The 21,214-nt window shown below is 71.7% G+C and carries 13 protein-coding genes; 11 read left to right on the top strand and 2 right to left on the bottom strand.

The window, feature by feature from the left end:
- Window positions 1-229: 229 nt before the first annotated feature.
- The 11 genes from ABZY45_RS13200 (at window position 230) to ABZY45_RS13250 (ending at window position 17,406) form a co-directional block, all read left to right on the top strand.
- On the top strand, window positions 230-1,648 hold the full coding sequence (locus ABZY45_RS13200) for a 3-phosphoshikimate 1-carboxyvinyltransferase (protein ID WP_356739287.1): 1,419 nt from the start codon (window positions 230-232) through the stop codon (window positions 1,646-1,648).
- Window positions 1,645-2,916 carry an aspartate aminotransferase family protein gene (locus tag ABZY45_RS13205; protein WP_356739289.1) on the top strand — a complete coding sequence of 424 codons (1,272 nt, stop codon included), beginning with the start codon at window positions 1,645-1,647 and terminating at the stop codon, window positions 2,914-2,916. The genes ABZY45_RS13200 and ABZY45_RS13205 overlap by 4 nt, the downstream gene beginning before the upstream one ends.
- Window positions 2,913-4,133, top strand: a complete 1,221-nt coding sequence (locus ABZY45_RS13210) for a Coenzyme F420 hydrogenase/dehydrogenase, beta subunit C-terminal domain (RefSeq protein WP_356739292.1) — start codon at window positions 2,913-2,915, stop codon at window positions 4,131-4,133. Before ABZY45_RS13205 ends, ABZY45_RS13210 begins: the two co-directional genes overlap by 4 nt.
- Window positions 4,130-5,197, top strand: a complete 1,068-nt coding sequence (locus ABZY45_RS13215) for a 3-hydroxyacyl-CoA dehydrogenase NAD-binding domain-containing protein (protein WP_356739294.1) — start codon at window positions 4,130-4,132, stop codon at window positions 5,195-5,197. The genes ABZY45_RS13210 and ABZY45_RS13215 overlap by 4 nt, the downstream gene beginning before the upstream one ends.
- Entirely contained in the window at window positions 5,194-7,158 is a 1,965-nt protein-coding gene (locus ABZY45_RS13220) for a non-ribosomal peptide synthetase (protein ID WP_356739296.1), read from the top strand. The genes ABZY45_RS13215 and ABZY45_RS13220 overlap by 4 nt, the downstream gene beginning before the upstream one ends.
- The gene (locus ABZY45_RS13225; RefSeq protein WP_356739298.1) at window positions 7,151-11,866 is read left to right on the top strand and encodes an SDR family oxidoreductase; all 4,716 of its coding nucleotides are present in this window, start codon (window positions 7,151-7,153) and stop codon (window positions 11,864-11,866) included. Before ABZY45_RS13220 ends, ABZY45_RS13225 begins: the two co-directional genes overlap by 8 nt.
- 2 nt (window positions 11,867-11,868) lie before the next feature.
- Window positions 11,869-12,900 (top strand): MupA/Atu3671 family FMN-dependent luciferase-like monooxygenase, encoded by a 1,032-nt coding sequence (locus ABZY45_RS13230; RefSeq protein WP_356739301.1) that lies wholly within the window; start codon window positions 11,869-11,871, stop codon window positions 12,898-12,900.
- Between the two features lie 42 nt (window positions 12,901-12,942).
- Window positions 12,943-14,271, top strand: coding sequence for a condensation domain-containing protein (locus tag ABZY45_RS13235; protein WP_356739303.1), 1,329 nt, complete (start codon window positions 12,943-12,945; stop codon window positions 14,269-14,271).
- Window positions 14,268-15,284: an acyl carrier protein gene (locus ABZY45_RS13240; protein ID WP_356739306.1), complete on the top strand. Its 1,017-nt coding sequence runs from the start codon at window positions 14,268-14,270 to the stop codon at window positions 15,282-15,284. The genes ABZY45_RS13235 and ABZY45_RS13240 overlap by 4 nt, the downstream gene beginning before the upstream one ends.
- On the top strand, window positions 15,281-15,811 hold the full coding sequence (locus tag ABZY45_RS13245; RefSeq protein ID WP_356739308.1) for a flavin reductase family protein: 531 nt from the start codon (window positions 15,281-15,283) through the stop codon (window positions 15,809-15,811). Before ABZY45_RS13240 ends, ABZY45_RS13245 begins: the two co-directional genes overlap by 4 nt.
- 137 nt (window positions 15,812-15,948) lie before the next feature.
- Entirely contained in the window at window positions 15,949-17,406 is a 1,458-nt protein-coding gene (locus tag ABZY45_RS13250; protein ID WP_356739310.1) for an MFS transporter, read from the top strand.
- Between the two features lie 298 nt (window positions 17,407-17,704).
- Here the strand turns inward: ABZY45_RS13250 and ABZY45_RS13255 are convergent, their stop codons facing one another.
- The gene (locus ABZY45_RS13255; RefSeq protein ID WP_356739312.1) at window positions 17,705-18,163 is read right to left on the bottom strand and encodes a hypothetical protein; all 459 of its coding nucleotides are present in this window, start codon (window positions 18,161-18,163) and stop codon (window positions 17,705-17,707) included.
- Between the two features lie 633 nt (window positions 18,164-18,796).
- Window positions 18,797-20,227: an endo-1,4-beta-xylanase gene (locus tag ABZY45_RS13260; protein ID WP_356739314.1), complete on the bottom strand. Its 1,431-nt coding sequence runs from the start codon at window positions 20,225-20,227 to the stop codon at window positions 18,797-18,799.
- Window positions 20,228-21,214: the final 987 nt, after the last annotated feature.

The raw sequence follows: 21,214 nt of genomic DNA on the forward strand, positions 1-21,214 counted from the left end.
GTGCGGTGGAGGCGGGCAGCACGGGCCCGCCACACGGCCCACGGCATTCCTCCGGGCAGCAGCGGTACACCGCCCGGCTCCACCGTCCTCACCCGTCGGACCCCGGCCACCCCCGGATCCGCCCCACGGTTCGCAGCGCTGCGGGCCCACCCCCTTTCAGAGCCCGCCGCGGTGCTGGGTTCCCCCGGCCACCCCGCCGGTGATCCGGGCGTCAGAAGAGGAGTAACCAGTGCCAGAAGTCCAGAGCTTCGCCATGCCGATGACCGAGTCGGCGGACCTCGTGGTGGACGGCGGCAGGACCACGCGATCCGGTACGGCACACGAGGTCGTCGTGCCGGGCGACAAGTCGGTGAGCCACCGGGCGCTGCTCGCGGCCCTGCTGCCCGGAGCGCCCGCGACTCTCACGGTGCGGGGAGCCAACCCGGGTGGTGCGGTGCGCGCCCTTCTTCCCGCGATGCGCGCCCTCGGCCTCGGCGTCCGTACCGAGGGCGACGCGCTCGTGGTCCGACGGCCCGTGACGCCCCGGCCGCAGCACGTACGGCCGCATCCGGACGTGGACGTCTGGCCCGAGGACGTTCCCTACCTGCACACGGAGGGGTCGAGCGCCGCGGCGCGCCTGCTGATCGGTGTGCTCGCGGGAACGGGCACGCACGCCGTCGTCGACGGTGACGAGGTGCTGCGGCACCGGCCCATGGACTGGCTGGTGGACCCACTGACCGAACTCGGCGCGGACATCACCTATCTCGGCGAGCCCGGCCGGCTGCCGGTACGGATCGCCGGCCCCGTCGACCGCCCCGGCGCGGTCGACCTGCGCGTCGGGAGCGCGCAGGCACGCTCGGCCGTGGTGCTCGCCGCGGTGGCGGCCGGGCTGCCGGTCACGGTGCGGCACCCGGTCAGATCCCGGGACCACACCGAGCGGATGCTCGCCGCGTTCGGCAAGCTGCTGACCGGGACGGAGCGCGAAGTCGTCTGCGGCGACGGTGGATACACCGTGCCCGAGGTCATAGACATCCCGGCCGACCCGTCGCTCGCGGCCTATCCCGTCGCCGCCCATCTGCTCTGGGGCGACGGCGGCGTGCTCCGGGTACCGCGCGTCTGCCTCAATCCGACCCGGCTGGGCTTCTTCGACGTGCTGCGCGCCGCCGGGGCGGACATCTCCTACGAGGACCGGCGCACGACCGCCGGCGGAGAGCCGGTCGGAACCGTCGTCGCACGCGGTGGTCTGGACGGAGTGAACTCCGTGCGGGTCGACAGCCCTGCCGTCCTGCACGCGCTGATCGACGAGGTCCCCCTGCTCGCCGTGGTCGCCGCCACCCTTCCCGGCGATTCGTGGATCGGCTGCGCCGAGGAACTGCGGTTCAAGGAGACAGACCGGCTGGCCACCACGGCCCGCATGACCGAGGCCTTCGGAGCCACCGTCGACGTGGCAGACGACGGCCTCCTTGTCCGGGGCGGCTCGACACTCGGCGCCGGCCTCGTGCCCGGTTTCGAGGACCACCGGATCGCCATGGCTGCCGCGACCCTCGCGATGGTCCTCCCCGGCCGCACCACCGTCGCCGGTGGCGCCTGCCACCGCACGTCGTTTCCCGACTTCGCCGATGTGCAGCGTGCCGTCGGCGCCAGGATCTGCGAGGACAGCAACCGATGACGGAAGTGAAGGCCCCGGTTTCCGAAGCACAATCCACCGGCACCGTGCTCGGACCCGAGTTCGCCACGGGCAGCGGCCCCTGGCTGTACACCGAGGACGGCACCGCCTGGTTCGACGGCACGTCGGGCAGTGGTGCGGCGACCCTCGGCCACCAGCACCCCGCCGTCACCGCGGCTGCCGCCCAGCAGCTCGGACGGCTCACCCACACCGGCTGCAAACTGGGCTCCGACGCGCGCACCCGGATGGTCTCCGCCATCGGCCGGATCAGCCCCTACGAGGATCCGGCCGTCCTGCCCACCACGACGGGCGCCGAAGCGGTCGAGTCCGCGCTGAAGATCGCCCGGGCCTTCACCGGACACCGTGCGGTGGTCGCCTTCCGGCACGGCTACCACGGCAAGACCGCAGGGGCGCTCGCCCTGACCTGGCGGGACGCATTCAAGGCCTACAGCGGTCGGACGGCTGGCCCCGTGGTACGCGCCGAGCTGCCCGACCCGCGACGGCCGCACCCGGACGACGCCCGGGACTTCACGGCCGCCCTGTCCGCCGCGCTCGACGAGGCCGACCTGCTGGGCGGGACGGCCGCGGTCGTCCTGGAGCCGGTCCAGGTCACCGAGGGAGTCCTGACGGTGGCGCCGGCCCTGCTCGACGAGATCGCCCGGCAGGCGCACAGCCGGGGAGCGCTGCTCGTCCTGGACGAGATCTACACGGGCCTCGGCCGCGCCGGCCGGATGTTCGCCGCCGAGACGATGACCGAACGGCCCGACCTGACACTGCTCGGCAAGACGCTGGGCAACGGCTTCCCGGTGGCGGCGGTCGTGGGCGAGCGGCACGTCGTCGACGCCCTGCCCGCCGGAGTGCAGACCTCCACCTTCTCGGGTCACCCCGTCTCCTGCGCCGCGGCGGCCGCCGTGCTCGACACCGTGGTCGAGACAGACCTGCCGGCCCGGGCCCGTGCTCTCGGCGACCGGCTCCTCGCCGACCTGGAAGCCCTGGCCGAACGCCACCCATGGATCGGTTCGGTCCGCACCGCGGGCGCGCTCGCCGCGTTCGACTGCGTACGGGGCGGACTGCCGGATCCCGCGCGTGCCCGCACGGTGCTGCGGGCCGCCCTGGAGCGGCGGCTGCTGCTGTTCGGGGGCGGACCGGAAGGCGCCAGCGTCAAGATCGTCCCGCCCGTGCTGCTCGACGACGAAGCGTACCGATATCTGATGAACGGTCTGTCGGCCGCGATCGCCGAGGCCGAATCCTGTAGTGAGGAATCCCTGTGACGTTCCAGCAACTGCAGAAGGACGTACTCGACCTCGACCTCTGTACCGTGTGCGGGGCCTGCCAACTCGCCTGCCCGGAAGCGGTCATCGGTTTCGACGGGCTCGCCCCGGTGCTCACCGCCGCGTCCTGGACGGACACGGACTGCGGTGACTGCGTCGACTGCCTCGACGTCTGCCCCGGCGCCGACCCTGCCACCCCCGACTCCGAGGAGAGGCTGTTCGGCCGGAGGCGTACCCCCGAAGAGCGCTGGACCGGTGTCTTCTCCGAGGTGGTCGCCGGGTACTCGCTCGACCCCGCGGTCTTCGAGGCGTCCGCCAGCGGCGGAACCCTCACCGCGCTCCTGCAGACCGCGATGGCCGCGCTCGACGTGGACGTCGTGCTCTCCATGGGCCGGGATCCGGACGAGCCGTGGCGGGCTGCCCCCGCACTGGTGCGGGATCCGGGTCAGCTGACCGAGACCGCCCAGTCCACCTACCAACTGGCGCCCTACCTGGGTGCGTTGCGTCAGGTGATGGAGCAGGAGCCGGACGCCCGGGTCGCCATGACCGGGGTGGCCTGCCATATCCAGGCGCTGCGCAAGCTCCAGGCGATGGACACGGCGGCGGGCCGCTGGGCCCGCGACCACGTGGTGCTGGCGATCGAGCCGGCCTGTTCCTCCAGCACCCGGCCCGAGGGCACCGCCGCCGTGATCCGTGACCGGGCCGAAGTGCCACTGGAGTCCGTGGTCCGGCTGCGTTACCGGGAAGGCGAGTACCCGGGCGACATCAGGATCCGTACGGACGACGGGGCGGAGCACCAGGTCGCTTTCTGGCAGGCGGTCAGGGACTTCGCCGGGAACAAGACCTACCGCTGTCTCTCCTGTGGTGACTGGATGTCGGGACTGGCCGACGTGAGTGTCAGCGACGGCGACCCCAACATCTTCGCCGCGAGCGTGGGCGGCGGCGAACAGGTCAAACACGGACGGGTGTTCATCCGTACGGCGGCCGGTGCCGAAGCGGTCTCCGAGGGCAGGGCCCGTGGACTGCTCACCCACAGCCCCGTGGACCTCACGGGCCTGAACCTCGGCCTGGAGCGCAAGCGCAACCGGCGTGCCTCGTACGAGAGATCGGGCAAGCCCACCCCGATGGGCCCGATCCCCGGCTTCCGGGAGGACCTGGAGATCATCCCCGACGAGCGCTGGATCGCCGCCCCAACGGCCACGGAGGAGCAGCGATGACGGCCCCGCCCGCCGCCCGTGTGCTGCGCACCCGGCGCCTGGTTGCCGGGGGCGCCTCGCTGCCCGTGCTGGAGGAGGCCGACTGCCCCGCGCCCGGCCACGGTGAGCTGCGCGTACGTGCCGCCTACAGTCTGGTCAGTCCGGGCACCGAACTGCATTACCTGGACCGCTCCGCGCGCACCGGCGAACGGTTCCCGCTCGGTTACTGCTCCGCCGGTGTCGTCGAGGCCGTCGGCCCCGACGCGCCGGGCTTCGCCCCCGGTGACCGGGTCATCGCGATGGGCTGGGGCGAAGCCGTGCACGCCGGGGTGATCACCGCCGGGTACCGGCTCTGCCGGAGGGTCCCTGACGAGCTCGGGCTCGCGGACGCCGTCGTGGCCAATCTGGCCGCCACCGCCGTCCACGCCGTCGACCGTGCCGGGCTCGCTCCCGGCGACGAGGTCGCCGTGGTCGGGGCGGGCATCGTCGGCCAGCTCGTCGCCCAGACCGCCGCCGCCCGCGGCAACCGGGTCACCCTTCTCGACGTACGCCAGGACCGGCTGAGAGAGGCCGCGGCGCTCGGCCTGGACGTCGCCGAGGCGGCCCCGTTCCTGGCCGGCACCCGCGCCTGGGCCGAGGGCGGCCGCTGTGTGCTGCTGTGCGGCACCGGGGACGCCGACGAGACCGTCGCCGCGGCGGCCCGCTGGGCGGGCCGGGCCTCCGGACGGCCTCGGCTGGTCGGGGTCGGGCGGTTCGCCGCCCGGGTCGAGTTCAGCGTCGAGCTGGGCAACCTGGACATCCGGTACGCGGCCCGCTGCGGCGCCGGTTACCGCGACACCGCGTACGCGCGGGGCCGCGCCGACGTCACGGCGCCGGACGGCGAGGGCACCGTCACCGAGAACCTCCAGCGCGCCCTCGACCTGATCGTGTCGGGTGGCATCCGGCCGGCCGCCATGCGCCTGCCGCGCTTCCCGCTGGACCGGGCCGGCGAGGCCTACGCCGAACTGCGCGCGAGACCCGCCCACCCCGCGGTGCTCTTCTCCCACCGCACCGGCGACCGACCCGAGGAGCACCGCGCACCGTGACCACCGACATCCCGTCCGGCGCCCCGGACACCGGCCACCGGCCGTTCCCCGCCGCCGAGCGGGCCGGGACCTTGGCCCACCGCTTCCTGGAGATCGCCGACGCGCACCCCGACCGGGACGCGGTCGTGACCCCCGCGACCCGGTGGACGTACCAGGAGACCGACCGGCTGTCCGCCCGGGTGGCCGCCGGGCTGGCCGCGGCGGGCCTGTGCCCGGGCGAGCGGGTCGCCCTGCTGTTCTCGCACGGCGCCGAGATGATCGCCACGCTCCTCGGAGTGCTGCGGGCCGGCCTGTCGTACGTACCGCTGGACGCCGCCTACCCCGAACCGCGGCTCGCCTTCATGGCCGAGGACTCCGGGGCCCGTGCCCTCGTCACCGTACGGGAGAGCCTGCCGTCGGCCGCCGCGCTCGCCCAGGGCCGGCCCGTGCTCGCCTACGAGGACCTGGTGCGCCACGACGCGGGTGACCCCGTGGTGCGCGCGACGCCGGACGGCGAGGCCTACGTCCTCTACACCTCGGGCTCCACCGGCCGCCCCAAGCCCGTGGCCCAGGTGCACCGCAACGTGCTGCACCACACCAGGGTGTGGACCGACGGCTTGCGGATCGGGCCCGACGACCGGCTGACCCTCCAGTCCGCGTACAGCTGGGACTCCGCTGTCCAGGACACCTTCGCCGCCCTGCTCAACGGTGCCGCCCTGTATCCCGTGGACCTCAAGTCGCTGGGCGTGAGCGGTCTGCTGGAGTGGATGGCGCTGGAGAGCCTCACCGTCTATCACTCGACGCTGCCTGTCTTCCGGGCGCTCGTCCGGGCCATGGAATCGCGCGGCACGGCTCTCCCGGCGATGCGTGTCCTCGCTCTCGGCGGCGACACCCTGCACCTCAGCGACCTCGACGCCTACCGGCTCAATTTCGGGCCGCACTGCCGGATCGCGGGTGCTTACGGCTCCACGGAGTGTTCGTGTGCCCTCCTGCGGGTCGAAGGCCCCGGCTACCGCCCGCCCACCGGTGTCTTCCCGCTCGGTGGTCCGGTGGTGGGGACCACCGTCCTCCTTCAGGACGCCGAGGGGAGGACGGTCCAGGGGCCCGGCGAGGGCGAGATCGTCGTCGTCAGTCCCTATCTGGCGCCCGGGGCCGTCGCCGCGGACCTGTCGTACCGCACCGGTGACCTCGCGCGGCGACTCGACGACGGCACCCTGCTGCTCATCGGGCGGGTGGACTTCCAGGTCAAGATTTCCGGGATCCGGGTCGAGACCGGTGAGGTGGAAAGCGCGCTCAAAGGGCTGCCGCAGGTCCGTGAGGCTGTCGTCATGCCGTTCACCGACCGGCTCGGTGAACGGCAACTGGCCGCCCACCTGGTGGCCGAGCCCGGTCACCGGCCCGCAGCCGCCGCGTTACGGGCCGCGCTCCGCTCCGTCCTTCCCGACCACGCGGTACCCACGGCCTATGTCCTGCTCGACGAGCTGCCGCTGACCGCGAACCACAAGATCGACCGGATGGCGCTCCCCGACCCGTCGTCCGTGGCGCCGACGGCCCGGGACACGGGCCCGCGCCCTGCGGGCTCCATCGAGGCCGCCATCGCCGCGGCCTGGCACGAGGTGCTCGACATCACCGGCGCCGGCCCCGACGACAACTTCTTCGACCTCGGGGGCACGTCACTACGTATGGCGGCCGTGCATGAACGGCTGACCCGCGCGACCGCCCCCGCCCTGCGGATGACCGACCTCTACCGGGCGCCGACCATCCGGAGCCTGGCCCGGCTGATCCGAAAGGCCGCCGGCTCCTCGCTGCCGGGCGGCGAAGGGCCGGGCACCGAGGACGCCGCCGGCGGTGGCACGGCACGCGGCGCCCGCCGCCGCACGGCCCGCCGCCCGCGCCGCCCTGTGTCCGGCGCCCACCACTCCCCGACACTCCCGCCTCCCGGCGGGGACCGAACCATGGCCCCTGGAGGGACCCGTGACTGATCGCGCGTACGACGACGCAGCCCTGGACGGCCGGATCGCCGTCGTGGGCCTGGACTGCCGACTGCCGGGGGCCCGTGACCACGCGGAGTTCTGGCGCAACCTGCTGGCCGGCACCGAGCAGATCGCCGACGTCGGTGAAGAGATGCTGAGCGACGCCGGGGTCCCTGCGGAGACGGTCGCCGACCCCCGCTACGTACGCCGCGCCTCGACGGTCGCGGACGCCGACCTGTTCGACGCGTCCTTCTTCTACCTCAGCGCCCGTGAGGCCGAGCGGATGGACCCGCAGCTGCGGATGTTCCTCCAGTGCTCCTGGGCCGCCCTGGAACACAGCGGCCACGACTCGGAGCAGTACCCCGGCCGCATCGGTGTGTTCGCGGGCGCGCTCAGCAGCACCTACCTCCTGAACAACGTGCTCACGGGGGAGAAGGGCTTCAAGGGGTCGATCCGGCGGATGCGCCAGGACCTGCCCACGATGATGGGGAACGACCCCAACTACCTGGCCACCAGGGTTTCGTACCACCTGAATCTCACGGGTCCGAGCATCTCGGTGCAGACGGCGTGCTCGACGTCGCTGGTCGCTGTGCACACCGCGGTGCAGAGCCTGTTGTCGCAGGAGTGTGATGTCGCCCTGGCGGGAGGTGTCGCGCTGCGCTTCCCTCAGGAGGCGGGATATGTGTACGAGTCCGACGGCATCGCCTCGGCATCCGGCACGGTCCGGCCGTTCGATGCCGGCGCCGACGGGACCGTCTTCGGCAACGGGGCCGGCGTGGTGGTCCTCAAGCGGCTGGCCGACGCGCTCGCGGACGGTGACACCGTGTGGGCGGTGGTCCGGGGCTCTGCTGTGGGTAACGACGGTGCCGACCGGGCGGGTTTCTCGGCGCCCGGAGTCTCCGGGCAGGCCGCCGTGCTCGCCGAGGCGCTGGCCGTGGCCGATGTGGAACCGGCCGACGTCAGCTACCTGGAAGCGCATGGCACGGGTACCAAGATGGGTGACCCGATCGAGTTGGCCGCCGTCGCGCAGGCCTACGCCGCCGACGGCGCGCAGCCGCTCACGATCGGCTCGGTCAAGGCGAACCTGGGCCATCTGAGTGTGGCCGCGGGCGTCACCGCATTCATCAAGTGTGTCCTGATGCTGCATCACCGCACGCTCGTGCCGACCCCGCACTTCACCCGGTGGAACCCGGAGTGCGCCGTGGAGGGCACCCGTTTCCGCGTGGGCAGCGCCGTCGAGCCCTGGGAGGCCGGTGAGGGCCCCCTGCGCTGCGCCGTCACCTCCACGGGCATGGGCGGGACCACCGCCCACGTCATCCTGGAGGAAGCCCCGGACAGCGGCGACCGGCCCCGCGCCCAGGCGTCGCCCGTGGTGGTGCTGCCGCTCTCGGCGAAGTCACCGGCCGCGCTGCAGGCGGCGCGCACCGCGCTCGCCGACCACCTGGAGGCCACCGCCCCCACCGAGACCGGTGTGCGCGGCGACACCGGTCTCGACGACACCGCCTACACCCTGGCCACCGCGCGCCGCACCTTCAACTACCGGGCCGTGATCACCGCCCCGGACCGCGAGACCGCCGTACGGGCGCTGCGCAGCGCGGAGCCGCGCCATACCCACCAGGACTCCGGGCAGCCGGCCGACCGGCCCGTCGTCCTGCTGCTGCCAGGCCAGGGCACCCAGCACCCCGCCATGGGCCAGGGCTGGTACGAGCACCTGCCGGTGTTCCGCGACACCCTGGACGAGTGCGCCGAGCTGCTCCTGCCCCACCTGGGGTTCGACCTGCGTGACGCGCTCTATCCCTCGCTGCGCGGCGCCGGCGCCGTGTCCTCCGAACTGAGCCTGGACCGCACCCGCCTGACCCAGCCCGCGCTGTTCGCCGTCGAGTACGCCCTTGCCCGCCAGTGGCAGGCATGGGGCGTCCGCCCCGCCGCGCTCCTGGGACACAGCGTCGGCGAGTACGTCGCCGCCACCCTGGCCGGGGTCTTCCGGCTGCCGGACGCCCTGCGGGTGATCGCCGAACGCGGCCGCCTGGTGGACGGGCTTCCGGGCGGCGCGATGGCCGCGGTGATGCTGCCGCCCGCCGAGCTGGCCGGGTACCTCGGCGACGACGTCGCGCTGGCCGCGGTCAACGAGCCCGCCGTGTGCACCGTCGCGGGGAGCCGGGAAGCGGTACGCGAGCTGACCGCCCGCCTCACCGCCGACGGGGTGGCCCACCGCAAGGTCACCACCTCCCACGCCTTCCACTCGCCGATGATGGACCCCGCCGTCGGCCCGCTCACCGATCTGCTGCGCACCATCGAGCTCAGCCGCCCGCAGACACCGTTCCTGTCCAACCGGACCGGAACCTGGATCACGGACGAGGAGGCCACCGACCCCGCGTACTGGGGTGGCCACCTGCGTGACACCGTCCGCTTCGCCGACTGTCTCGCCACCCTTCTCGCCGACGGCGACCACGTCTTCGTCGAAGTGGGCCCCGGCCAGACCCTGGCCACCTTCACGCGCCGTCACCCGGACCGGGAGACCGGAGTGCCGGTCATCACCTCCGCCGCACGCGGCCGTGACGCCGGCGCCGACCTGACCGCGGTGCACGCCGCGCTCGGCCGGCTCTGGGCGGCCGGCCTGAGGGTGGACTGGGCGGGCGTGCACTCCGGCCGCGGCCGTGGCCGGGTGCCGCTGCCCACCTACCCCTTCGAGGGCACCCGCTACTGGATCGAGCCCGGCCCGGACACCCTGACCGCGGGCACCGGCCGGAGCGCCGCGGCCCCTGGCGGAAAGCTGCCGCTGGACAACTGGCTCTCGGCACCGGTGTGGCGTCAGGCCGTCGGCACCCCGGACACCGAGGCCGGGCCGCTGACCGGCCCGGTACTCCTCTTCGCCGACCCGGACGGCAACGCGACACGCCTGGCCGCGCACGCCTTCACCGGCGAGGTGATCACGGTCCGCGCGGGCGACGCCTACCAGCGCCACGACGACACCTGGACGGTGCGCCCCGCCTCCGAGGACGACCACAGCCGCATGGTCGCCGACCTGCTCGCCGAGGACCGGCTGCCCGGCCACATCGTCCACGCCTGGTCGACCGGGGCCCTCCCGCCCCGGCGCGGCCTCGAACGCTTCGAGCAGGCCCAGCAGGCCGGGCTCTACAGCCTCATCGCCCTGGTGAAGGCGCTCAGCGAGCACGGCGTGACCCGCCCCGTGCAACTCGACCTGGTGAGCGCCGGAGCGTACGCTGTGAGCCCCGCCGAACCCGAACCGGCATCCGAACTGGTCACGCTCGCCGTGGCCGCCCGGGTCATCGGCCAGGAACACGGAAACATCGGCTCCCGCCACTTCGACCTGCCCGCACAGCCCGACGAGCGGTCGCTGCGTACCCTCGCCGTCGAACTCGGCTCCTTCCGGCGCCCGGAGGTGGCCCTCACCCTGCGCGGCGCCACCCGGTGGGTCGCCGAGATGGCCCCGGTCCGCGCCGACTGGAGCGCACCGGCCCAGTCGCGGCTCAAGGACGGCGGCGTCTACCTGATCACCGGCGGCCTCGGTGAGATCGGCTCCACGATCGCGGGGTGGCTGCACCGCGAGTGCGGGGCCCGCCTCGCCCTGCTGACACGCGAGGCACTGCCCGCGCGCAGTACGTGGGATGCCTGGATCGAGGAGCACCCCGACGACGACGAGACGACGCTGCGGATCGGCCGGCTGCGCGCCCTGGAGGCCGCGGGGGCCACGCCGTTCCTGGTGAACGCCGACGTCGCCGACGAGGACGGGCTGCGTACCGCCGTCGAGAAGGTCAAAGCCCAGTTCGGCGGCCTCGACGGGGTCGTGCACGCGGCGGGCCTGCCCAGCGAGCAGTGGGACCGCGCCATCACCGCGGCCAGCGTCGAGCAGTGCCAGTGGCACTTCGTGTCCAAGGCGCACGGCCAGATCGCCCTGGAGAAGGTCCTCGCCGACCACCCCGTCGACTTCTGCCTCATGCTGTCCTCCCTCGCCGGTGTGCTCGGCGGCCTGCGCCTGCTCGGCTACGGCGCGGCCAACCACTTCATGGACGCGGCGGCCGAACGCGCCAACCGGGGCCTGGACCGAACCGTGTGGATCAGCGCCGCCTGGGACGTGTGGCAGCACCACCAGGACGAGAAGCGGGCCCTGTCGGCCATCGGCCGCAGCATGGACGACAAGGCCATCCAGCCCGAGGAGGGACTGGAGACCATCCGCCGGCTCCTGACCCTGCGCGACATCTCCCATGTGGCCGTCTCCACCTGGGACATCGACTTCCGGCTGGACCAGTGGGTGCGCGACGAGCGCATCGCGAAGCCGGTGGCGGGAGCCCAGGTCACCGCACCTGGCGCGGACGGCGACGCCGGCGACCTCACCGACCAGGTGGCCCGGCTGGTACGCGACGCCCTGGGCAACCAGGACATGCCCCTCGACGGCGACATCTTCGAGTACGGCGGCGACTCGCTGCTGATCGTCCGGCTCCTGTCGGACGTGCGCGAGCAGTTCTCCGCCGAGGTGTCCCTGGCCGACGTACTCGGCGACCCGACCCCGCAAGCACTGGCCCGCATGGTCGGCGACCGGCTCCTGGCCGCCGCCGAGACCGACGACGAAGTCGCCCTGCTGGCCCGGGAACTGGACGGACTCGACCCGGCCGAACTCGAACGGCTGCTCGCACAGGCGCAGACCGACCCGGCCCCGGATCCGACGGCCGTGACCTCTCAGGAACAGGAGCGCTGACGGTGGACTTCAGCCTGATCTTCTTCTCCGGCGACGAGAAGAACAAATACCGCTTCGTCCTGGACGCGGCCAAGTACGCCGACGAGAACGGCTTCACCGCGATCTGGACCCCCGAACGCCACTTCCACCGCTTCGGCGGCCTGTACCCGAACCCCTCGGTGCTCGGAGCCGGCCTGGCCATGGCCACCCAGCGGCTCCAGATCCGGGCCGGCAGCGTCATCCTCCCGCTGCACAGCCCGATCCGCGTCGCCGAGGAATGGTCCGTTGTCGACAACCTCTCGCGCGGACGCGCCGGCATAGCCCTGGCCACCGGCTTCAGCCCGGTCGACTTCGCCATCAACCCGACCGGGTGGGAGGACCGGCGCAGCCGCACCTTCGACGCGGTCACCACCCTGCGCGAACTGTGGGAGGGTGCCCCGGTCTACGTACAGGACGGCCTGGGCAACCACGTCGAGGTCGAGCTGCACCCCCAGCCCGTCCAGCCCGAGCTGCCGATCTGGCTCACCTGCACCAAGAGCCCGGAAACCTTCGAGGCCGCTGGCCGGCTCGGCTGCAACGTCCTGACCGCGCTCATCGACATGACCAACGAGGAACTGGAGGAGAAACTCGCCCTGTACTTCAAGACCCTCCAGGAGCACGGACACGACCCGCAGGGCGTCACCGTCACCCTGATGCTCCACACGTTCATCGGGGAAGACCTCGACGAGGTCCGCGAGACGGTCCGGGAGCCCTTCAGCGACTACCTGCGCTCCTTCTTCACCGTCATCGACTCGCAGAAGAAGAACCTCGCACCCGGCGCCGGCGTGCGCGACATGACGCAGAGCGACCAGGACCAGCTGATCGAGTTCGCCTTCGACAAGTACTTCGAGAAGGGGGCACTGCTCGGCACCCCGGACTCCTGCGGGGCCGTCGTCGACCGGTTCAAGGCGATGGGCGTCACCGAGATCGCCTGCCTCATCGACTTCGGCGTCGACGAGGACCTCGTCGTGCAGAGCCTCAGCCACCTCGACGAGCTGCGCAGGCGGTACGCATGAGCGACAGGCTCACCACCCCGACGAGTTGCGCAGGCGGTGCCCATGAGTGACACGCTCGCCACCCGCCTCGCGGCACTCAGCCCGGAACAACGCGCCCGGCTCCGCGCCGCGCTGCCCCAACAGCAGCCCGACACCGGAGAACTGACACCGGGCCAGCTGCGCCTGTGGCGCGTCCATCACCAGGTCGACGGCCGCCCCGTCGACGTGGTGTGCCAGGCCGTACGGCTCACCGGAGCACCGGTCGACCTCGACCTGCTCGCGGAGCGGGTGCACGGCTTCGTGACCGCCCACCAGGCGCTGCGCACCACCTTCGAGACCTCCGGCGACGGCACGGTGCGCCGCGTCGTCCACCAGGAACTGGCTCCTCGCCTCTCCCGGATCCACTGTGCCGACGAGGCCGAGGCTCACGCCGAGGCCCTGCGAATGGCGGCGGAGCCGTTCGACCTGTCCACCGGGCCGCTGCTGAGGGTGACCCTGGCCCAAGGACCGACACCCGACCTGGCGTGGGTCCTGGTCGCCGTCCACAACCTCGTCTTCGACGCCTGGTCGTTCGAGCTGCTGCTCGACGAACTGGCCCGGGAGGGCGGCACCGCAGCCCCCTCCCGCCCGTTCAGTGCCTTCGCCCTCGACCAGGCGAACTGGCTGCGGGGCCCTCACGGCCGGGCCGGCGCGGCCTACTGGGCGGCCGAGACCGCCGACGCCCCCCGGCCGCTGCCGACGGACCGCCCCCGCAGCGACGCGACCCGGCGGAGCGGCGAGCGCGTCGCGTTCACCCTGCCTGCATCCGTCGCCGACGCCGTCGCGGCGTCCGCGAAGAGGGAGGCCACCACCGCGTATGCGGGCTGGCTGGCCATCGCCTGGGCCACGTTCGCGGAGTTCTCCGGCACCGAGGACACCTTGCTCGGCACCTTCACCACCGGCCGCAACCGCCCGGGCACCGACACCGTCGTGGGCTACCTCCTCAACGTCCTGCCCGTACGGCTGCGGGACAGCGGCACCGGGTCCCACCAGGACCGGGTCCGCGCCGTGCGCACCGCCACCCGCGCCGGACTCGAACACGCCTCCTACCCCGGCGAGCTGATCGAAGCCGGCCGGCGCGTCGCCGGCACCCACCCGCTCTTCGACGCCGTCTTCGTCTTCGACAACCTCGCAGCGGACGAGCGGCGCATCCAGGGCGCCCAGGTCACCACCCTCGACCTGGACAAGGGCACCGCGCGGTTCGACCTCACCCTCGCCGTCTATCCGGGCCCGGCCGGGGTCACCGGATGGCTGGAGTTCGACACCGGCCTCTACGACGAGGCCACCGTGCGCCGCCTCGCCGAGCGGTTCACCACCCTCGCGCACACCGCGGCACAGGAGGCACACCAGTGATCACCCCACGGCTGTGCGCCCCCGCCTACGAGCTCGGCGAGTGCGCCGAACCGGTGACAGGGCTGCCCGAACTGCTCGCCGACCCCGCGGCCGCCGCCGAACTCACCGCACCGGCAGCCGGCTTCCACACCTACCGCTGGTCGGACGCCGACGTCACGGAGCTCATGGCCCTTGCCGTGGGCCGCACACTCGCCGAGGCCCACGTGCCGGGACCCGACATCGACATGGTGATCCTGGCCACCGACTCGCTGCCACGGGACCGCACCGCCCACCGCGACGTCGCCGAACTTCTCGACGAAACAGGCATGGACCGGGCGACCGTGCTCACCACGGGACTCATGGACTGCGCCACGGCCATGGTCGCGGTGGGCACGGCGGCCTCCTACGTACGCGACGGCACGGCCCGCAACGTCCTGGTGGTCACCGGCGACCTCGCGGACCGGGCGACCGGCGGAGCACGGATCGTGGCCGGCGGCGCGGCGATCGCGAGCGACGCCGCCGCATCGGTCCTGGTCTCCGCCACCGCGCCCGGACTCCCCGTCCGCGCCATGGCCCACCACTCGGCACCCGAACTGAACCTGGGCGGCGGGCCCCAGCAACAGCTGCTGTCCCGGATCAACGCCCACCGCGCCCTGTTCGCCCGCCTCGCCGAACGGACCGGAACGGACCTGGGCACCGTACGTTCCGTGCTGCCCAGCAACTTCGCCCGCAACGTCCTGAAGCTGTACTTGGGCGAGGTGGGACTCGGCGACGTGCTCTCGCTCGGCAACATCGGCCGGATCGCCCACTGCCTGGGCAGCGATCCGCTGATCAACCTCGCCGACCGGCTGGCGCAGGAGAAGACCGACCGGCTGGCGCAGGAGAAGACCGACCGGCCGGCGCAGGAGAAGGACGCGCCGAAGGGGGCGACGGGCGACGACTCACTCGTCCTGTTCGGCGCGGGGGTCTCGCACCTCGCAGCCGTCCTGCTCGGCGCACAGCCGCTGCCAGGCCTGCCGAAGGAGGCCCCGTGAGCACCACGGGTGTCGAACCGGCCACGGTCAGCGCGGCCGAACTGCGCGCCGCGGCCCGCTGTCTGCCCGCCGGGGTGACGGTGGTGACCAGCGGACGGGGCCCTTCGGTGCACGGCATGACGGTGAGCTCCTTCACCACACTCTCACTCACCCCGCCTCTCGCGTCGTTCTCCGTCAAGGAAGGCGCCCGCATCCGCGACCTCATCCAGGAATCCGGCACGTTCGTCGTCAACGTACTGGCCGCCGAACAGGACTATGTCGCGCGTTGGTTCGCCGACCCCGACCGGCCCATGGGCACAGGCGGTTTCGCCGAGACCGCCGACCCGTCCGGGGCCCTGCCGGCCGGGGGGTTCGTCCTGGCCGGAGCCATCGGCTACTTCGCCTGCCGCCTCGTGCGTTTCGTCGAGGCGGGCGACCACGTCATCGCGATAGGCGCCGTGGAACGCTGCGCAACGCTCCGGGACGCACCGCCCCTCGTGTTCGAAGGCGGCGCCTTTCGCACCCTGAGGCCTATCGCACCCGACTGACCGCCACGGCCCCGGAGCCCTCCCGCCCCCTCGCCCGCACACTTCGCCCTTCCGCCCCTGTCAGCCGTACCCGCCGTAGCTGCCGGGCCCAACCGGTTCGCCACGGCCCGCCACGGCCCCCGTCCCCTAGGAAGACCATGACCCAGCACCTCGACGACGAACTCACGCGTGAGGACCGCCCGCCCCGGCCCACCACGCCCGACCACCGAGCACCCGCCGGGGCGCCCGTCCGCCTGTCCCGGCAGGACCGGCTGATCCTCTTCGTGCTGTGCGCCGCACAGTTCATGATCGCCCTCGACTTCTCCGTACTGAACGTGGCCCTGCCACAGCTCGGCACGGACCTCGGCCTCGGACAGGCGGAGCTGCAATGGGCGGTCACCGCCTTCGCCCTGCCCTCCGGCGGCTTCCTGCTGCTGTTCGGACGGATGGGGGACCTGTACGGTCGCCGGAAACTGTTCCTCTCCGGACTCGCCCTGTTCGGCGCGGCCTCGCTGCTCGCCACCTTCGCCTGGGACCCCGCCTCCTTCCTCACCGGACGCGCTCTCCAGGGCCTCGGCGCGGCGGCGATCGTCCCGACCGGCATGTCACTGCTGACCACGACCTTCCCCGAAGGCCCCCTGCGTGACAGGGCGCTGGGCATCAGCGGCACGCTGCTCTCGCTCGGCTTCACCACCGGCATGGTGCTCGGCGGCGTCCTGACCGACACCCTCGGCTGGCGCTCGACGATGGCACTGCTCGCCCTGTTCGCTCTGATCGTCCTGCCGCTCGCCCCCACTCTGCTCGGCGAGTCCCGACGGCCCGAGCGGCCCCGTCTGGACGTGCCGGGGGCCGTCACCGTCACCGGCGCTCTGCTCGCCCTGATCTACGCCCTGTCGACCGCCGCGGACCAGGGCTTCGGCGGAACCGACGTGATCGCGGCGCTCATCGCGGGCGTGGTGCTCCTGGTGGCGTTCGTCCTGGTGGAGTCCCGCACGGCCGAACCGCTGATCTCGCTGCCGATGCTCAGACGCCGCACGGTGGCCTGGGGCAACCTGGGCGGTCTGGTCACCTTCTCGATGATGAGCACCGTCGTCTTCGCGATGACCCTCTACCTCCAGGAGGTACTGGAGCTCTCGGCGTTCCAGACCGGTCTGGTCTTCGGCTTCCAGGGCACCGCGGCCGCGGTCTCCGGCGGCTTCGTCCCCAAAGTCCTCGGCCTCCTGGGAGCCCGCTGGACCCTGGTCGCCTCCCTCGTGGGGCAGGGCGTCTCCGTGGCGGGGCTGCTGGTCATCGGGACCGAGAGCTGGAGCGTGTGGCCGGCGGCCCTCTGCCTCGCACTGGCCTGCGTATGCAACCTCGGTGCCATCGTCGCCTACGGCCTGACGGTCACCTCCGGCGTGCCGGACGAAGAGCAGGGGCTCGCCACCGGCCTGGTGACCTCCACACAACAGGTCGGCATCACCGTAGGCATCCCACTGCTCGGCGTCGTCGCCACGACGACCTCGGACCGGCTGTCAGGCGTCCACACTGTCCTGGCGATCGACGCGGCCGTCGTCCTGGCCACCGCCGCCCTGGTCGCCTTCGGCCTGGGCCGCGCCCGTCCCGAGAAGCACTGACACGGGCCCTCCGACGCACCCGGGCGCAGCCGGCACCACACCGGCTCCGCCCGGGGCATCCGGCGGACACCGCGAGAGAACGACGGACGGACGTGACGCGGCAGAGCCCGCCAAAAGCCCCGACGGAACGGGGCGCACGCCCCGCCCCGGACCGCCCCGGTACGACGGCGGTCGCCGGCCCCACGGCTCGCAGGCGCCGTGCGCCACAAGCAGCGTTCGATGACGTTGCGGGCCTTGTGGAGTGCTAGCGGTCGCGCCCCGCCCATTCCTCGGCGGGGCGTTCTCGCTGATTCTGTACTCAGCTCGATGGAATCGTCACGACCGTCACTCGTCCATCCATCAGGCATTCGATGAGCACCGCACCGCCGAGCGGGTGGATCCAGAAGTGCGGCCCGGCATCCAGGATGTCCCGCGCATGTCGCACCGCAACATCCGCAGGCATGGTCACGGCCGGCATCAGACAGTTGCCCCAGATGACGGCGATCCGCTCGCCCCGCTGTACATACGGGGAGAGCAGCACGGCCGCCATCCTGGTCCAGTGCTCCTCGTCGTCCCACCAGAGGCGGTCTTCGAACGGAGTGGTCTCGAAGTCGATCACGTCGCCGACAGCAGCCGGAAATCTGCTCAGCGTCGCTGCGGCCAGTGCGCGGTTCTCGGCGAGATCCAGCTTCATCACCTGTCGGCCGTCATCGTCGCGAGGGTCATTCACGAAGTCCGGAAGGTATTCCGGATGACTCCCATAAGAACCGTCGGTCATACGTTCCGTCCTCAACGACGTCGAACTACTGCCGCCGGCGAACCTTATCGCCCATGTGCGAACCGTTGCTCTCCTACCCGTCAGCACATCGACGCCGGGACCGCTGATTTTGCCGTGCCGCTCCAGTCGTTCATCGAGCGGGAACGGCGGGGACCACAAGTGCCGCCAGCACCGGGGGATGAGGGCAGCGGCCGGGCGCGCTTGGGCGTCGGAGCGCTTGCCGGTGTTCTACGTCAACGACTCCCGGCGTCACGGCAGGGCCATGAGCCCTGGGAGGACCAGCTCTGCGTCGCCGGGACACTGCTGGGGTGGTCGCCCCGTGCGTGAGGACGACCGCCGCGCCATGGCCATCTACCGACGTCGGTGGTGTGGTTGATCAGCCGGGCACGGCCCGTGTCGGGGCCGGCCCGGCAAAAACCGCTGGTCGGGCCGTGGTGGCCGGCGCTCTGCTGGTCTCCACCCGCGCGCAGCCTCGGCGGGCGCCGGATTCAGTGCGGCGAGGCTGCCTGATCGCGAGGGTCGCCGCCCTCACGGCGGCGACCCGGGCCCATCGACGACATCTTCCTGGAGAGGCGGGAGAAGCCGCACTGCCGGCCCTCATCGCTTCGGCCCTTTTGTCGGCGGCAGGTCCTCTCAGGTGCGGTTCCAGCGTTGGTTGCTGCCGTTCGAGCAGGAGTACAGCTGGATCAGGGTTCCGTTGGCGGTGCCGTTGCCTACGGCGTCGAGGCAGAGGCCGGACTGGACGCCGACGATGGATCCGTCGGAGTTGAGGCGCCATTTCTGGTTGTCGCCGCCCCAGCAGCTGTAGATCTGGACTTTGGCTCCGTTGCCGGTCCCGGAGGCGTCCAGGCACTTGTTGCCGTAGACCCGAAGCTCGCCACCGGCGGGGGAAGTCCACTGTTGGTTGGTGTTGCCGTTGCAGTCCCACAGCTGCAGCTGCGTGCCGTCGGTGGCGCTGGCGTTCGGCACGTCCAGGCACCGGCCTGAACCGACGCCCTTGATCTCTCCGGAACCGGTGGGGGGTGTGGACGAGCCGCCGTTGAGTGCGTTGAGGACGGAGGTGTAGGCGGACTTCTTGCTGCCGTCGTTGTTGAACAGCAGCGGCGACTGATCCGATCGCCAGGAGTCGCTGTCGCGCACGCCCCAGACGGTGATGCCGAGGCAGCGCGGGACGGCCAGACAGTCGTTGGTCACGCTGGCGTAGGTCGAGGCCGGGGCGCCCTGGATGTCGAGTTCGGTGATGGCCACGTCGACGCCGAGGGCAGCGAAGTTCTGAAGAGTGGTGCGGAAGTTGCTGTTGTAGGGACTGCCACTGTTGAAGTGTGACTGGAAGCCGACGCAGTCGATCGGCACGCCGCGCTGCTTGAAGTCCCGGACCATGGCGTACATGGCCTGGGTCTTGGCCCAGGTCCAGTCCTCGACGTTGTAGTCGTTGTAGCAGAGCTTGGCCGCCGGATCGGCGGCGCGCGCGGTGCGGAAGGCGACCTCGATCCAGTCGTTGCCGGAGCGCTGCAGGTTGGAGTCCCGCCGGGCTCCCGAGCTGCCGTCTGCGAAGGCCTCGTTCACCACGTCCCACTGGGCTATCTTGCCCTTGTAGTGGGCCATCACGCCGTTGATGTGGTCATTCATCGCCTGGCGCAGTGCGCTGCCGCTGAGGCTCTGCATCCAGCCGGGCTGCTGGGAATGCCAGGCCAGGGTGTGGCCGCGCACCTGCTTGCCGTTCTGCACCGCCCAGTTGTAGACGCGGTCGGCGGAGGTGAAGTTGAACTGGCCCCGCTGCGGTTCGGTGGCGTCGATCTTCATCTCGTTCTCGGCCGTCACCGAGTTGAACTCACGGCCGGCGATCGTCGTGTACGCCGAGTCGCCAAGCTTGCCCGAGGCGATGGCGGTGCCGAAGTACCGGCCGCTCTGCGCCGCCGCGGCGCCGAGCGTGCTCTCTGCGGCGTGTGAGGTCGGCGGGGCCACCAGTGTGGTGACCGCAGCGAGGACGCCGACGACCAGCGCCAACAGCAGGCTACGGATCTTCAGGCGGACAAAGGGTCTGGGTAGGACGTACGAGCCCATGACTGTGCCTCCAAGGTAGAAATCACGGAAGGGCTGAAGCGCGGGGGTTGCGTCGTCCGCGCCAAGTCGACGGACAGACGGACGGACGGACGGGCGTGCCGGAGCCCGGGCAGCACGGAATGGAATCACCTGACACTGCGGTCAAGGGGACCGGACGATTTTCGACGCAGACACGGAAGTACTGCGTCGCGGCTCAGTCGGGGGACCACCAAGCGGCGTCGCGTACCTCTCCACCGGGGTGAAGAGCCAGGATGCGCTGGTGCGAACCTCACCGGATGAAACGGATGGCGCTGGTGCTTTGATGCGCGGATCTGCTGTGCGGCACGGATTCCCCAAGGCCGGTGCGATCGGAGCGATGAACTGTGGCCGGTTTCCCAGACAGGAATGATTGAGGTGTTGATGATGCGTCGTCAATACTTGTGACAGGGAAAAGTTTCTGGTCTTGGTTCGAAAGTTTCGGAACCCCCGTCTGTCGAACAGTGAGCCCTTGACGCGGCCGTCGGCGCTTTGTCGTGGGGCCGGAGCGTGCGGGCGGACGCTCATCTGGTGCGACTCGGTCATTTGGTGTGCCGTTTCCCGTATGGGCTCCCGCGGATGTTTCGACGTGTACAGCGGCACATGCGAGAAGTATTGACGTCGTTCAGCGGCTCCCTATCATGGGGATCGCTCGACACTTCGACCCTTGTTCGGTATAGCGAACACGTCGAGTCGCAAGCAGGGCAACCTGGGGTCGCATGGCTCGAACGCGGTGCCGTAAGGAGTCGTGCCGATATATGTCATGATCTCGTCAAATACTCGGCGTCGTCCTCTTCGGCCGTGCCACACGGGCGCTCGGACGCCCGTGCCGTCCGAAGGCGCCGGGCGTCACCGGTCCCTCTCGAGGTCGTCAAGGGCCGGGAAACCACAAGGGGTATGCAGTGGTGCTCGTAGACCACTGCACACCGCGCCGAACCGAAAGTCCGGACGACCTCCGACGAGGCCGGCCGG

Origin of the sequence: Streptomyces sp. NPDC006516 (assembly GCF_040611875.1) — a bacterium.
Classification (GTDB): domain Bacteria; phylum Actinomycetota; class Actinomycetes; order Streptomycetales; family Streptomycetaceae; genus Streptomyces.